Origin of the sequence: Paraburkholderia sp. SECH4, from assembly GCF_030511745.1 — a bacterium.
Classification (GTDB): domain Bacteria; phylum Pseudomonadota; class Gammaproteobacteria; order Burkholderiales; family Burkholderiaceae; genus Paraburkholderia; species Paraburkholderia madseniana.
Genome location: NZ_JALOCP010000002.1, coordinates 301,549 through 315,198, shown reverse-complemented (window position 1 = coordinate 315,198; position 13,650 = coordinate 301,549). Strand labels below are relative to the sequence as shown.

At 62.3% G+C, this 13,650-nt stretch carries 14 protein-coding genes; 7 read left to right on the top strand and 7 right to left on the bottom strand.

What is annotated here, in order from left to right:
- The first annotated feature begins 4 nt into the window (after nt 1-4).
- Nucleotides 5-283 carry a 30S ribosomal protein S20 gene (gene rpsT / locus M0D67_RS04320; RefSeq protein WP_054034306.1) on the top strand — a complete coding sequence of 93 codons (279 nt, stop codon included), beginning with the start codon at nt 5-7 and terminating at the stop codon, nt 281-283.
- 244 nt (nt 284-527) lie between these two features.
- Here the strand turns inward: rpsT and M0D67_RS04315 are convergent, their stop codons facing one another.
- Nucleotides 528-875 carry a DUF3579 domain-containing protein gene (locus M0D67_RS04315; protein ID WP_154558609.1) on the bottom strand — a complete coding sequence of 116 codons (348 nt, stop codon included), beginning with the start codon at nt 873-875 and terminating at the stop codon, nt 528-530.
- A gap of 437 nt (nt 876-1,312) precedes the next feature.
- Here M0D67_RS04315 and argF point away from each other — a divergent pair, with 437 nt between their 5' ends.
- Both argF and M0D67_RS04305 read left to right on the top strand, forming a co-directional pair.
- The gene (gene argF / locus M0D67_RS04310) at nt 1,313-2,242 is read left to right on the top strand and encodes an ornithine carbamoyltransferase (protein ID WP_054034310.1); all 930 of its coding nucleotides are present in this window, start codon (nt 1,313-1,315) and stop codon (nt 2,240-2,242) included.
- A 239-nt stretch (nt 2,243-2,481) separates the two neighbouring features.
- On the top strand, nt 2,482-3,708 hold the full coding sequence (locus tag M0D67_RS04305; RefSeq protein ID WP_154558610.1) for an argininosuccinate synthase: 1,227 nt from the start codon (nt 2,482-2,484) through the stop codon (nt 3,706-3,708).
- Nucleotides 3,709-3,851: 143 nt separating this feature from the next.
- On the opposite strand, the gene murB is transcribed toward M0D67_RS04305, so the two are convergent.
- Nucleotides 3,852-4,895 (bottom strand): UDP-N-acetylmuramate dehydrogenase, encoded by a 1,044-nt coding sequence (murB, locus tag M0D67_RS04300; RefSeq protein ID WP_154558611.1) that lies wholly within the window; start codon nt 4,893-4,895, stop codon nt 3,852-3,854.
- A gap of 184 nt (nt 4,896-5,079) precedes the next feature.
- On the opposite strand from murB, the gene M0D67_RS04295 reads away from it, so the two are divergent.
- Entirely contained in the window at nt 5,080-5,565 is a 486-nt protein-coding gene (locus M0D67_RS04295) for a YajQ family cyclic di-GMP-binding protein (protein WP_054034313.1), read from the top strand.
- 227 nt (nt 5,566-5,792) lie between these two features.
- On the opposite strand, the gene plsY is transcribed toward M0D67_RS04295, so the two are convergent.
- Nucleotides 5,793-6,413, bottom strand: coding sequence for a glycerol-3-phosphate 1-O-acyltransferase PlsY (gene plsY / locus M0D67_RS04290; RefSeq protein WP_266237453.1), 621 nt, complete (start codon nt 6,411-6,413; stop codon nt 5,793-5,795).
- Between the two features lie 113 nt (nt 6,414-6,526).
- Nucleotides 6,527-7,018 carry a Cys-tRNA(Pro) deacylase gene (ybaK, locus tag M0D67_RS04285; RefSeq protein ID WP_266237451.1) on the bottom strand — a complete coding sequence of 164 codons (492 nt, stop codon included), beginning with the start codon at nt 7,016-7,018 and terminating at the stop codon, nt 6,527-6,529.
- Between the two features lie 196 nt (nt 7,019-7,214).
- Here ybaK and M0D67_RS04280 point away from each other — a divergent pair, with 196 nt between their 5' ends.
- Nucleotides 7,215-8,777: a class I adenylate-forming enzyme family protein gene (locus tag M0D67_RS04280; RefSeq protein WP_266237449.1), complete on the top strand. Its 1,563-nt coding sequence runs from the start codon at nt 7,215-7,217 to the stop codon at nt 8,775-8,777.
- A gap of 6 nt (nt 8,778-8,783) precedes the next feature.
- On the opposite strand, the gene xerD is transcribed toward M0D67_RS04280, so the two are convergent.
- Genes xerD through queG form a run of 3 tightly spaced genes read right to left on the bottom strand, consistent with a single transcriptional unit; the run spans nt 8,784 to nt 11,456 of the window.
- A complete protein-coding gene (xerD, locus tag M0D67_RS04275) occupies nt 8,784-9,719 on the bottom strand; it encodes a site-specific tyrosine recombinase XerD (RefSeq protein WP_154558615.1) in 936 nt (311 codons plus the stop codon).
- Nucleotides 9,716-10,186: a methylated-DNA--[protein]-cysteine S-methyltransferase gene (locus M0D67_RS04270; protein ID WP_054034321.1), complete on the bottom strand. Its 471-nt coding sequence runs from the start codon at nt 10,184-10,186 to the stop codon at nt 9,716-9,718. Before M0D67_RS04270 ends, xerD begins: the two co-directional genes overlap by 4 nt.
- Before the next feature lie 28 nt (nt 10,187-10,214).
- Entirely contained in the window at nt 10,215-11,456 is a 1,242-nt protein-coding gene (gene queG / locus M0D67_RS04265) for a tRNA epoxyqueuosine(34) reductase QueG (RefSeq protein ID WP_154558616.1), read from the bottom strand.
- A 17-nt stretch (nt 11,457-11,473) separates the two neighbouring features.
- On the opposite strand from queG, the gene tsaE reads away from it, so the two are divergent.
- Nucleotides 11,474-12,058 (top strand): tRNA (adenosine(37)-N6)-threonylcarbamoyltransferase complex ATPase subunit type 1 TsaE, encoded by a 585-nt coding sequence (gene tsaE / locus M0D67_RS04260; protein ID WP_154558617.1) that lies wholly within the window; start codon nt 11,474-11,476, stop codon nt 12,056-12,058.
- Entirely contained in the window at nt 12,040-13,617 is a 1,578-nt protein-coding gene (locus M0D67_RS04255; RefSeq protein WP_154558618.1) for an N-acetylmuramoyl-L-alanine amidase, read from the top strand. The genes tsaE and M0D67_RS04255 overlap by 19 nt, the downstream gene beginning before the upstream one ends.
- The last annotated feature ends 33 nt before the right edge of the window (nt 13,618-13,650 follow it).

The window sequence follows — 13,650 nt, the reverse complement described above, 5'->3', positions numbered from 1 at the left end:
CGTCATGGCTAACTCCGCACAAGCACGCAAGCGCGCCCGCCAGGCCGCCAAGGCAAACTCGCACAACTCGGCACTGCGCTCGAAGTTCCGCACGGCTATCAAGGCTGTCCGCAAGGCAATCGAAGCAGGCGACAAGGCTAAGGCCGTCGAGATCTTCCAGGCATCGTCGAAGACCATCGACATCATCGCCGACAAGAAAATCGTTCACAAGAACAAGGCAGCTCGCAACAAGAGCCGCCTGGCTGCAGCCCTCAAGGGTCTGCAAGCACCCGCAGCGCAGTAAATTCGGTCAGCCCGCTTCGGTGGGCTACCTCCTGTTTCCGCTGCTACAGAAAGGCTCGCTTCGGCGGGCTTTTTTGCTTGGTACCGACGGAAACGGGGACTGACTTACGCCTGTTCGCAAGTCAGTTGGCTACACATCGAAGCCACCGCATTGGAGCCACCCGCCTTGAAGCCATTGCTCCAGGCGCAAAAAAACCCGCTACTGGCGGGTTTTTCTTTTGCCGATCCGGCCCGGCAAGCTCGCGCTAGATCACATGCCTCTTCTCTTGCGGCGTAGCGTGCTCAAGTTCCAACTCGCACGCCTCGGTCACGAGAAGGTCATTGTCTTTCGCGAAGTTCAGGACGAAATCGAAGGCCATCGGCTCGATGTCGCGCAAGCGCGAATCGAGAATCACGCATTTGAGGTCGCCGATCATGGTAGGCCGGACGTACAGCGAGTATTGCAGGTAAGCATTCGGCCCCTTGCCGCGCGGGCTGGGACCAAAGCACGCCATGACACCTGCGAGCCGCTCCGACCAGTCACTCGGCCGAAACTTTTTTCCGGTCGACGTGATGCCCTGAATGAAATATTCGGTTGGAGCTGCTTCGGCCATGTAGGAATACCTGTGTGACTGCCCAGCGAGATGACGGCAAAGCTGACTGCAAAGCGGCTTTGAGATGCCTGAACACGTTGGCCACGCCTGAATGGCGAGCTGCGCCGCCAGAAACCACGAAGGGCCAGATAAGCCGCCTCGGCGCTCATCTTGACGGCGCACCGCGAGGAAACTTTCCGGAGTGCGCGAGCCGTGTCCCGCAAGCTTAATACCGGCCTGCTGGGCTTAGGGATAACCGGTAGATTATAGCGCAGCGGACCTTTTTCCGCACCGCACACAAGCCTCGTTTGACGGTTGCGAAAGGCTTTCAGACAGCTTGCCTGGCCTTTTGGCCGACTCGTCAAACGGGGCGAAATCCTTTATGCTGCATTGAGTTACCACAAACGACGGCGGCGCCGTCCGGCAATCCTGCCGGGTGAGACCGCCGTATTTGTTTCATGACCGCCAAGAAAATTCGCCACTACCTGCAGTTCAAGGATTTCTCGCTGGAAGACTACGAGTACGTGCTGGAACGCGCGCGCATTCTGAAACGCAAATTCAAGAACTACGAGACCTACCACCCGCTGCACGACCGCACGCTGGCGATGATCTTCGAGAAAAACTCGACGCGCACGCGCCTGTCGTTCGAAGCCGGCATCTTCCAGTTGGGCGGTCACGCCGTCTTCATGAGCACGCGCGATACTCAGCTCGGGCGCGGCGAACCGATCGAAGACGCCGCGCAAGTGATCTCGCGCATGGTCGACATCATCATGATCCGCACGTTCGGCCAGGACATTCTCACGCGCTTTGCCGAGAATTCGCGCGTGCCGGTGATCAATGGGCTGACCAACGAATATCACCCGTGCCAGGTGCTGGCGGACATCTTCACGTATTTCGAACATCGCGGTCCGATTCGCGACAAGACGGTCGCGTGGGTCGGCGATGCGAACAACATGCTGTACACGTGGATCGAAGCCGCCCAGATTCTCGGTTTCAAGCTGCGCCTGTCCACGCCGCCGGGCTACAAGCTCGACCACGCCATGGTCGCGGCTGAAAGCGCCCCGTTCTATCAGGAATTCGACGACCCGAACGAGGCCTGCACGGGCGCCGATCTGGTCACCACAGACGTATGGACCAGCATGGGCTTCGAGGCAGAAAACGAAGCCCGCAAGAAAGCCTTTGCGGACTGGTGCGTAGACGCCGAAATGATGGCGCGCGCCAATTCTGACGCATTGTTCATGCACTGCCTGCCTGCCCACCGCGGCGAGGAAGTCAGCGCGGAAGTGATCGACGGCCCGCAAAGCGTCGTGTGGGACGAAGCGGAAAATCGTCTGCACGTGCAAAAGGCGTTGATGGAATACCTGCTGCTCGGCAAGCTGAATCACTAAGCGAGTCGGCTACGCAGCACCTGCGTGAAGCGTGACGGGGCCTTGAATACGAGGCAAGGCATCCACGTTTAACGCCACGCATCGAGCCGGCGTCCGCGAAAGCAAACGGAACCGGCTCACCCACCGCAGCACTCCAAAAACGCGGGCAAGCGGCAGTTTAGTGTCAAAATAGTGGTTTTCCGCGCTCCGGAACCGCCGGCGCGCCTTGTTTTCCAGCTTTCTCCAGCTACGAGTTCACCATGAGCGATATCAAGAAAGTCGTGCTCGCCTATTCGGGCGGCCTCGACACCTCCGTCATCCTGAAGTGGTTGCAGGACAATTACGACGCCGAAGTCGTCACGTTTACGGCCGACATCGGCCAGGGCGAAGAGCTGGAACCGGCGCGCAAGAAAGCCCTGCAACTCGGCATCAAGCAGGACAACATCTTCATCGAAGACCTGCGCGAAGAATTCGTGCGCGACTACGTGTTCCCGATGTTCCGCGCCAACACGATCTATGAAGGCGAATACCTGCTGGGCACGTCGATCGCGCGTCCGCTGATCGCCAAGCGTCAGATCGAAATCGCCCGCGCCACCGGCGCGCAAGCGGTCTCGCACGGCGCAACCGGCAAGGGCAACGACCAGGTTCGCTTCGAACTCGGTTACTACGCCCTGGAACCGGGCATCAAGGTGATCGCACCGTGGCGCGAATGGGACCTGCTGTCGCGCGAAAAGCTGCTCGCGTACGCTGAAAAGGCCGGCATTCCGATCGAAATGAAGCACAAGCAAGGTGGCGCGCCGTATTCGATGGACGCGAACCTGCTGCACATCTCGTTCGAAGGCCGTCACCTGGAAGATCCGAAGGCCGAGGCCGAAGCCGATATGTGGCGTTGGACGGTGTCGCCGGAACAGGCGCCCGACCAGGCTGAATATCTCGACATCGAGTACGAGCACGGCGACCCGGTCGCGATCAACGGCAAGCGTCTGTCGCCGGCTGAAATGCTGACCGAGCTGAACCGCTTGGGCGGCAAGCACGGCATCGGCCGTCTGGACCTGGTCGAAAACCGTTACGTCGGCATGAAATCGCGTGGCTGCTATGAAACGCCGGGCGGCACGATCATGCTGAAGGCGCACCGCGGCATCGAGTCGATCACGCTCGACCGCGAAGTGGCCCACCTGAAAGACGACCTGATGGCACGTTACGCATCGCTGATTTATAACGGCTACTGGTGGAGCCCGGAGCGTCGCGCAATTCAGGTGCTGATCGACCATACGCAAGAGAAGGTCAACGGCTGGGTGCGTGTGAAGCTGTACAAGGGCAGTGTCTCGGTTGTCGCGCGCGATTCGAAGGAAACGCTGTTCGACAAGACGATCGCTACGTTCGACGATGATGGCGGTGCGTACAACCAGGCCGACGCTGGCGGGTTCATCAAGCTGAACGCGCTGCGTATGCGGATTGCAGAGAACGCGCGTCGTCAGCGCAGCTAAGGACGTGCGTTTCGGTGAAGGCTAACTTCGCGCTAGCGAAGTTAAGCGCCGAGAAGCGCAGCCGAAGCGGGAGCGCAGATGCTAAAAAGGCGCCGGGAGGAAACTCCCGGCGCCTTTTTCATTGCTGCATGCCACTCGCGCAATCACAAACAAACCGGCTCCGCTTCCAGCTCAACCCCAAATCGCGCCAGCACATCGCGCTGAACCGCCTTTGCAAGCGCCAACACCTCGGCGCCGCTCGCCCCACCGCGATTGACCAGCACCAGCGCCTGCCGTTCATGCACGGCCGCTGCGCCCATCGCGCGGCCTTTCCAGCCACATCGATCGATCAACCAGCCCGCCGCGAGCTTTACCCGGCCGTCCGGTTGAAGGTAAGACACGACCTCGGGCTCCTTGACTTTCAACGCCTCGAACTGCGTGACCTCCACAACCGGATTCTTGAAGAAACTCCCGGCATTACCGAGCTGAAGAGGATCAGGCAGTTTGGCGCGCCGCACGGCGACTACCGCGTCGAAAATCGCCTGCGCACTCGGCGCGGCGGCATCGGCATGACCACCAGCAGCCAGTTCACGCGCGATATCCGCATAGCCGGCGCGCGGCTGCCAAACCTTCGGCAAACGGAAAGTGACCGACGTGATGACAAACCGGTCGCGCCCTTCCCGCTTGAAAAAACTGTCGCGGTAACCGAATCGGCACGCCTCGGCATCAAGCTCGACTACGGCGCCCGTTTCCAGCTCAACCGCCCGCAGCGACGCAAATCGCTCGCACATCTCCAGCCCATACGCGCCGATGTTCTGAATCGGCGCCGCCCCCACCGTGCCCGGAATCAGCGCGAGGTTCTCCAGCCCAGGCAGCCCTTGCGCCAAAGTCCACGCGACAAAGTCGTGCCATGACTCGCCGGCTGCCGCCTCGACGTACCATGCATCATTGTCCTCGCGCACGACGCGGCGGCCTTGCAGCGCCACCAGCAACACCAATCCGGCGAAGTCGCCAGTCAGCACGACATTGCTGCCGCCGCCCAGCACCAGCCGCGGCAAGCCGGCAACACGCGGATCGCGCACGGCAGCCATCAGTTGCGCTTCGTGTTCGATCCGGCACGCAAACTGCGCGCGAACATCGAAACCGAAGGTGTTATGCGCCTTCAGCGGATAGCCGGCAATGAACGCGGCGGAGTCGGATTGGGACATCGGAATGAGAAGAATGGAACGGCCAGCTAAACGACATCTGGCCCCGGCCGCGCGACAATGCGCGGCGGCCTTAGGCAAAAGGGAGTGGCGTCGGTAAAATGACGTCCGGTCCGTGATTATAGCGAGTGCCCCGTGAGCAGCCGACCGGCCGCGCCACGCACCGCAGCACTATTGGGAGAAAACAATGCCATCGTTTGACGTCGTCTGCGAAGCAGACATGATCGAAGTCAAGAACGCGATCGAGCAGTCCAACAAGGAAATTTCAACCCGCTTCGACTTCAAAGGGTCGGACGCGCGCGTCGAGCACAAGGAAAGCGAAATCACCGCCTACGCCGACGACGACTTCAAGCTCGGCCAGGTGAAAGACGTCCTGCTGTCGAAAATGGCCAAGCGCAATGTGGACGTGCGCTTTCTCGACTACGGCAAGATCGAGAAGATCGGCGGCGACAAGGTCAAGCAGATCATCAAGATCAAGAAAGGTGTGTCCGGCGATCTGTCGAAGAAAATCGTGCGTCTCGTGAAGGACAGCAAGATCAAGGTCCAGGCGAGCATTCAGGGCGACGCGGTACGTATCACCGGTGGCAAGCGCGACGATCTGCAAAGCGTGATCGCGATGCTGCGCAAGGACGTGACTGACACTCCGCTCGACTTCAATAACTTCCGCGACTGAACGCGCGTCACGCTTGGTACCGGGTGCGTGTTGACGCCCGGCAACGGGCTATGTCAAGGCCCGTAATCCGGCGCAGGCTGAACGACCAGCACACAGGCAGTGCGCCTTCAGCGCGCACTCCGTGAACGCACTCAGGCACCACACTTCAGTACCACGCTCAGGCACGCCGGCTAGCGCCCTACCGGGCACACGCCGCCCGCGCTCAGGATTCGTTACCACCCGCCGCGCTAGGCCGTTGCGTCGGGTTTCTTCTTGGCGCCGATGCGGCTTTCCTGGCCGCGCATCAATTTGGCGATGTTGCCGCGGTGGCGCCAGACCAGCAGCGAACTCATCACGACAATCGCCAGCGCGATGATATGCGGCCCGAACAGAAAGCCGTCGAAGATCGGTGCGAACACCGCCGCGGCCAGTGCCGCCAGCGAAGAATAGCGCGTGAAGAACGCCACGATCAGCCACGTCAGCAAGGTGGCCACGCCAAGGATCGGGTTGATCGCGAGCAGCACGCCCGCCGCGGTCGCCACGCCCTTGCCGCCCTTGAAGCGGAAGAAGATCGGATACAGGTGGCCGAGAAACACTGCAATGGACGCAATCGCGACCGACGTATCGTCGAGGCCGTAACGCGCGCCGAAGTGCACCACGAACCACACCGGCAGCCATCCTTTAAAGGCGTCGCCGATCAAGGTGAGAATCGCGGCCTTCTTACTACCGCTGCGCAGCACGTTGGTGGCGCCCGGGTTGCCCGAGCCGTATGAACGCGGGTCGTCCAGCCCCATGGCGGCGCTCACGATCACGGCAAACGACACCGAGCCGATCAGGTAGGCAACGACAGCAACGATCAGGTTTTGCATCTGGGACTCTTATAAGGATCGGCGGTCTGAATCTCGACACCCCAACCGCAACAGGGAACAAGGCGGCGCACATTCTACCGAACCCACCCGTCCGGAAAACATTGAGACAAACGTCAATCGACGCTCGCGCACTGAACCGGCTTCGCTGCCAGCAAGCCGGTCAAAACCGTGGGCTCGATGCTGACCAGAAAACCGCGCCGCCCGCCGTTCAGCCAGATCTTGTCCATCTCTAGAATGCTCGACTCGACATACACCGGCATCTGCTTCTTCGTACCGAACGGCGATGTGCCGCCGATCAGATAGCCCGAATGCCGGTTCGCCACCTCGGGCTTGCACGGCTCGATGCGTTTCGCGCCGATCTGCCGCGCCAGATTCTTGGTGCTGACGGTGCGGTCGCCGTGCATCAGTACGATCAGCGGCTTGGCGTGCTCGTCTTCCATCACCAAAGTCTTCACGACATGATGTTCGTCCACGCCGAGCTGGCGCGCCGATTCCTCGGTGCCGCCGTGCTCGACGTAATCGTAAGGATGTTCGCCGAAAGTGACGCCATGACGGCGCAGAAACTGCGTCGCGGGCGTTTCGGAGACGTGTCTGGATTTGCTCATCGGCGCATTGTAATGGCGAGTTTGCACGACGGCTATTTGCCGAATGGCCAATTGTGCGGGTCCGGCGTTTGTGGCACGATCGTTCGCAAATCTTCCGGCACACTGTATGCCGGGCACTTAATACGTTTAGCGACCAGTTGCATGGGACCAGAGTTCGCGTTTCAGCGCGTTACTCTGGTCGACAAAGGAGACAGCATTGAGCCTCGATTCATCCACCCGCTCCACGATCGACATTCCCGCGCTGCTGGCCGCCCTGCCCGCGCGTATTGCCGACATTCCGGCGCTCGCGGCCGCACGCGATCCGCAACACGTCGCCTTGATCGAGGATGCGCGCCGCCTCACCAACGCGCAACTTCTGGAAGCCGTCGATACCACCGCCGCGCGACTGCGCGAATGGGGCGTGCGTGGCGGCGATCGCGTGATGATCGTGGCCGAGAACAGCGTCGTGCAGATCGTGCTGCTGTTCGCGACCGCGAAACTCGACGCGTGGGCGCTGGTGTCGAATGCCCGCCTGTCAGCCGTCGAACTCGACGCGATCCGTGCGCACGCGCAGCCTCGCGTGGTCGCGTATGCGGTCGAAAGCTCCGTGGATGCCCAACAGCATGCGCAGCGGCTTCAAGCCACCTCGGCGCCTGCCATCACGCTGGATATCGGTGCCTGGTCGTACACGATCGACACCGACGCAAAGGCAGAACCGGTCGAAGCCGCGAATGACCGTCAATGCGCCGCGCTGATCTACACCACGGGAACCACGGGCGCGCCGAAAGGCGTGATGCTGTCCCACCGCAATCTGCTCTTCATCGCAGCCGTCTCGAGCCGTTTGCGCAATGTCGGTCCGGACGATGTCGTGTACGCCGTTCTGCCGATCTCGCACGTATACGGCTTTGCCTCGGTCTGTCTCGGCAGCCTGCACGCCGGCGCGACCCTGCGTCTCGCACCGCGTTTCGCACCGGAAGCGGTGCGGCGCGCGCTCGCCGAAGAGCGGGTGTCGATCTTCCAGGGCGTCCCGGCCATGCACGCCAAACTGCTCGAACATTTGCAGACGCACGGCCACGCGTGGTCCGCGCCGCGTCTGCGCTTTGCCTATTCGGGCGGCTCGCCGCTCGACGCCGCGCTCAAGGCGCACGTCGAAAGCGTCTACGGCCTTCCGCTGCACAACGGCTATGGTATGACCGAGAGCAGTCCGACCGTCTCCCACACCATGCTCGATGCGCCGCGCAGCGATTGCTCGGTCGGCGAAGTCATTCCTGGTGTCGACGTGCGATTCGTCGGACTCGACGGCGTCGATGCAGCGCCGGGCGAAATCGGCGAACTGTGGGTACGTGGCCCGAATGTGATGCTGGGTTACTACCGCAGCCCGGAGCAGACCCGCGCCGTCGTTACCGAAGACGGCTGGCTCAAGACCGGCGATCTCGCGCGGCAGGACGCGGACGGTGCGTTGCATATCGTCGGGCGCAGCAAGGAGTTGATCATCCGCTCCGGCTTCAACGTGTATCCGGCAGAAGTCGAGCATGTGTTGAACGCGCACCCACAGGTGGTGCAATCGGCGGTAATCGGGCGCGCCGTGGAGGGTAACGAGGAAGTGGTCGCTTTCGTTGAATTGATCGCGGGCGCAAAGGTGACGCCGGCCGAGCTGATCGCGTGGTGCGGCGAGCGTCTCGCGCCATACAAGCGCCCTGTTGAAGTGAAGGTGCTCGCCGCGCTGCCGGCCGCGTCGACGGGCAAGCTTCTCAAGCACCGGCTTCGCGAATTCGTCTAACGCGCCTCACCCCCGCGGATGATGCTGCGCATGCAGCGACTTCAACCGTTCGCGGGCCACGTGCGTATAGATTTGCGTGGTCGAGATATCCGTATGACCGAGCAGCAATTGCACGACGCGCAGATCGGCGCCATGGTTCAGCAGGTGCGTCGCGAACGCGTGCCGCAGCGTGTGCGGCGAGAGCGGCGCGTGCACGTCGGCCGCTACCGCGTGACGCTTGATGATGTTCCAGAACTGCTGGCGGGTCATGCCCTCCGCGCGGCTCGTGACGAACAGCGCATCCGTCGCGCGCGCCCCCAGCAAAGCAGGACGCGCTTCGCGCAGATAGCGTTCGATCCAGCCGTGCGCCTCTTCGCCGAACGGAATCAGGCGCTCTTTCGAGCCCTTGCCCATCACGCGCACTACGCCTTCGTTCAGGCCCACTTCCACGGTCTTCAGCGTGACGAGTTCGGTGACACGCAAACCGCTCGCATACATCAACTCCAGCATGGTGCGATCGCGCAGGCCCAAGGGCGTATCGATATCCGGCGCACCGAGCAGCGCTTCGACTTGCGCTTCGGTGAGCGTCGACGGAAAACGCGGGGGTTGCTTGGCCGAACGGATACGCACCGTCGGATCGGCCTTTGCGCGATGCTCGCGCACGGCCCAGCCGTAATAGCGGCGAAACACCGAAAGCCGCCGGTTCGCCGAGGTGGATTTGTCTTTCTGACGGGCCGCGCTGTAGGCGTTGAGATCGGCCTCACTGGCTGTGTCGAGCGAGGTGTTGCGGGTTTGCGCGAGCCATTCGCAGAACAGGCGCAGATCGCGCCGGTACGCATCGAGCGTGTTGCGCGACAAGCCGTGCTCGAGCCATAACGCGTCGCAGAAGGCGTCGATCGAAGCCGAGCTCGATACAAACAGAGGTGACGCAATGGGCGCGTCTTCAGTCACGGTGTCGCTCATGCGTAGGGAATGCCTTCATGCGCCAGAAGCCAGCGCTTGACGTTGCGAAAGAAGCCATCTCCGGCGTGATGCGCGAATCCGCCGATGCCGCTCGCACTGACCACCCGATGACACGGAATCACGATCGGAAAGTAGTTGGAACCGCACGCCTGGCCGACCGCGCGCGGAACACTGCCTAGCTGCCGTGCCAGTTGCCCATAGGTCAGCACGACGCCCGGCGGGATGTCGCTGATCGCTTGCCACACGCGCCGCTGAAACGGGGTGCCAACCGCTGCCAGCGGCAATTCGAACTTCGCGGACGCCCGCTCGAAATAACGCTCGATCTGCTCGACTGCCTGCTTTGCAAGAAGCGTGTCCGGCGCCACGCTCTGCACCGACTCCGGCAGATAGACGATCTCGCGCACGGCCTCGCCTTCGAGGCGGATGCCGACCTTGCCGAACGGTGCATCGATCACTGCGTTGAACATGGTTGCCTGCTCCGTGATTGCCGCTACTTTACGCCGCTTCCAACGCCCATTCCACATGCTCGCGCACGACGGCAGAAGGGTCTCCAACGCGCAACTTCAGCGCGTGAACAATCGCCTCGCGCGCATCCACACTCAAACTCTCCGGTGACGCACGCAGCGCATTACCCATCCCCACCGCCAGATTGCGCAGCCAACTCTCATAGCCGATGCGACGAATCGCACTGCCCTGCATGCGCGTATCGAACTCGTCGGCGGACCATGCAAACAGTTCGACCAGCGTCGCGCGATCGAGTCCATGCCGCACATCGAAATCGGCGACCGGCGCGGCCTGCGCAAATTTGTTCCACGGACAGACGAGCTGGCAATCGTCGCAGCCATACACACGATTACCGATCAGCGGCCGCATTTCCAGGGGAATATTGCCCTTCAATTCGATCGTCAGATACGAAATACAGAGGCGTGCATCGACCTTATAGGGCGCCACGATCGCACCCGTCGGACATGCGCCGATGCAGCGCGTGCAACTGCCGCAATGCGAGCCCGGCGTTTCGGGTGCATCGTCGGGCGAAGTCTCGGCATCGGTCGGCAAGGGCACGTCGACGTAGATTTCGCCCAGGAAAAACAGCGAACCGGCATCGCGTTGCAGCAGCAGCGTGTGCTTGCCGCGCCAGCCGATTCCGGCCTTCTGGGCAAGCTCCACTTCGAGCACCGGCGCCGAATCGGTAAATACGCGGTAGCCGAACGCGCCGATCTCCGCCTCGATTTTCTCGGCCAGATGTTGCAGACGGTTACGCATTACCTTGTGATAATCGCGGCCCCGCGCATAGATCGACACCACCGCAGCCGACGGGTCCGCGAGCCGCGCATGCTCGGCTGCGCGCCAGTCTTGCGGTGCACGCGGCGTGTCCTGCAAAGCGCTTTCGGGCGCCTTTCCGCTCAATGTTTCTGCGGGCAAATAGGCGATGCGCGCGGTAATCACACGTCGCGTGCCGGCCACAAGCTCGGCGGGGCGCGCGCGTTTCATGCCGTGTTTCGCCATATAATCCATCTCGCCGTGGCACCCCGCTTCCAGCCATGCTGCAAGCGGCGCTTCGGCAGCGGAGAGATCGGTGTCGCTGATGCCGATCGCCCCGAAACCCAGTTCACGGCCCCACGTTTTGATGTTGAGCGCGAGCGCATTCAGCGCCGCTTCATCGAAATGACGCTCGGCACGCACATCGTCGTTAGACGCAGGCGTGCAGGAAACAGGGGACTCCGGACTTCGGTTCATCACGTCATTTTACGAGAATGCCCGTCAATCCCGATCTCGCGATCCAAACGCCCGCCGATATCCTGCTCGAACGCTCCTTCGCGCTCGCGGATGAGGCCGCCACCAACGCATTCGGCGAGCGCTTCGCGCAGGCGATCGAAAGCGTGCGCGAAGCACGGCAAGCAGCGCGACAACACACGCCAGGCGCTGCGGGTCATCAGGTATTCCACGGACTGCAAGTCCAACTCGTCGGTGACCTCGGCGCCGGCAAAACCACACTCGTGCGCGCGACCTTGCGCGGCCTCGGCCACACCGGCCGCGTACGCAGTCCCACCTATACACTCGTCGAACCCTACGTGCTCGAGCGGCCCGCTGGGGAACTCGCGCTCTATCACTTCGATCTGTACAGATTCACCGACCCGGCCGAATGGGCCGACGCGGGCTTTCGCGAGTACTTCGACAGCGGCGCGATCTGCCTCGTCGAATGGCCGCAGCGTGCCGGGCGTCTCCTTGGCGTGCCGGATCTCGTCTTCGCGCTCGACCTGGACCACGAGGGCGACGGCCGGGTACTCGTCGCACGGGCATACAGCGAATCAGGAAAGGCATGTCTCGAAAGATGTTGATCAAACCGTTCCGCTCGATCGAATCGGCGGCTACCGCAACGCATAACTGGCGGCGCCGGCAGATTCTGCGCGCGGGCGCGTCCACGCTGGTACTCGGCCTTGTCGCCCCGCGTCTTGCGTGGGCGAGCTCGGTGCTGGGCGTGCGGGTCTGGCCGGCGCGCGATTACACGCGCGTGACGATCGAATCGGACCAGCCATTGCAGAACGCGCAGCAGTTGCTGCAGGGTCCTGACCGGCTGGTGGTCGATCTGAGCGGCCTCGATCTGGATCAGGCGCTGAAGGATCTGGTATCGAAGATCACGCCGAACGATCCGCAGATCCAGTCAGTGCGTGTCGGGCAATATCAGCCGCACGTCGTGCGTATGGTGTTCGATCTGAAGGGCTCGGTGAAGCCGCAGGTGTTCACGCTGCCGCCGGTCGGCGCGTACAAATACCGGCTGGTGTTCGACCTGTACCCCGCTGTCGCGCCCGATCCGCTGATGGATCTGCTCGCGCAGACCGAGCGTAAGCAGCAAACGCTGGACGAAAACAACGCGCCGCCCGCCACGCTGAGCGGCCCTGGCACCACGCCGCCCACCGCCGACAACAGCGAAGCCTTTTTCGAGCGTTATGCGCAGAACGGCAGCGGCGGGACGGCGCCGAACGTGCCACGTCCGCCGGTGCACGTTGTGCCGACACCGGCTCCGCCCATCCTCGGCAAGCCTTCTACCCCGACGGCGCCCATCGCGCCGCCCACAGCGATCGCCCGCAACAAGGGAGGCACTAGTGGCAGCAACCTCGGTGGCGACGACAACGACGGCGACGATAACTACGCCTTCACCAATCCGAAAACCGGCAAGAGCAACACGGTGCGTCTGCTCACCGTCGCGGTCGATCCGGGTCACGGCGGCGAAGACCCGGGCGCGATCGGCGGCTCGGGCACGTATGAGAAACACGTCGCACTCGACATCGCGAAGAAGTTGCGCGCGAAGATCGATGCGCAGCCGAACATGCGCGCCATGATGACGCGCGACGCCGACTTCTTCGTGCCGCTGAACGTGCGCGTGCAGAAGGCGCGGCGCGTCGGCGCGGACCTGTTCGTGTCGATCCACGCGGACGCGTTCACCACGCCCGACGCGAAGGGCTCGTCGGTGTTCGCCTTGTCGGAGCACGGCGCGTCGAGCGCCGCGGCGCGCTGGATGGCGAACAAGGAGAACTCGTCGGATCAGATCGGCGGGATCAACATCAAGTCCGCCGACGCGACCGTTAATCGCGCGCTGTTCGATATGTCGACCACCGCGCAGATTCGCGATTCGATGCGCTACGGCAACTTCGTGCTGAAGGAGATCGGCGGTATCAACAAGCTGCACAAAGGCTCCGTCGAACAGGCCGGGTTTGCGGTGCTGAAGGCGCCGGATATTCCGTCGATTCTCGTGGAGACCGCCTTCATCAGTAACCCGGATGAAGAGCGCCGCCTGAACGACGACGCGTATCGGGAGAAAATGGCCGATGCGATCATGACCGGCATCAAGCGCTATTTCGCGGCGAATCCGCCGTTGGCGAAGAACCGCATGACCTGACGCTAGCCGGCGTGACGCCGCGTCATACCGTGT

What these genes read in the sequence shown, in the direction of transcription:
- rpsT (WP_054034306.1), top strand. Translation starts at nt 5, where the DNA reads ATGGCTAACTCCGCACAAGCACGCAAGCGCGCCCGCCAGGCCGCCAAG.
- M0D67_RS04315 (WP_154558609.1), bottom strand. Translation starts at nt 875, where the DNA reads ATGGCCGAAGCAGCTCCAACCGAATATTTCATTCAGGGCATCACGTCG.
- argF (WP_054034310.1), top strand. Translation starts at nt 1,313, where the DNA reads ATGACCGCCAAGAAAATTCGCCACTACCTGCAGTTCAAGGATTTCTCG.
- M0D67_RS04305 (WP_154558610.1), top strand. Translation starts at nt 2,482, where the DNA reads ATGAGCGATATCAAGAAAGTCGTGCTCGCCTATTCGGGCGGCCTCGAC.
- murB (WP_154558611.1), bottom strand. Translation starts at nt 4,895, where the DNA reads ATGTCCCAATCCGACTCCGCCGCGTTCATTGCCGGCTATCCGCTGAAG.
- M0D67_RS04295 (WP_054034313.1), top strand. Translation starts at nt 5,080, where the DNA reads ATGCCATCGTTTGACGTCGTCTGCGAAGCAGACATGATCGAAGTCAAG.
- plsY (WP_266237453.1), bottom strand. Translation starts at nt 6,413, where the DNA reads ATGCAAAACCTGATCGTTGCTGTCGTTGCCTACCTGATCGGCTCGGTG.
- ybaK (WP_266237451.1), bottom strand. Translation starts at nt 7,018, where the DNA reads ATGAGCAAATCCAGACACGTCTCCGAAACGCCCGCGACGCAGTTTCTG.
- xerD (WP_154558615.1), bottom strand. Translation starts at nt 9,719, where the DNA reads ATGAGCGACACCGTGACTGAAGACGCGCCCATTGCGTCACCTCTGTTT.
- M0D67_RS04270 (WP_054034321.1), bottom strand. Translation starts at nt 10,186, where the DNA reads ATGTTCAACGCAGTGATCGATGCACCGTTCGGCAAGGTCGGCATCCGC.
- queG (WP_154558616.1), bottom strand. Translation starts at nt 11,456, where the DNA reads ATGAACCGAAGTCCGGAGTCCCCTGTTTCCTGCACGCCTGCGTCTAAC.
- tsaE (WP_154558617.1), top strand. Translation starts at nt 11,474, where the DNA reads ATGCCCGTCAATCCCGATCTCGCGATCCAAACGCCCGCCGATATCCTG.
- M0D67_RS04255 (WP_154558618.1), top strand. Translation starts at nt 12,040, where the DNA reads ATGTCTCGAAAGATGTTGATCAAACCGTTCCGCTCGATCGAATCGGCG.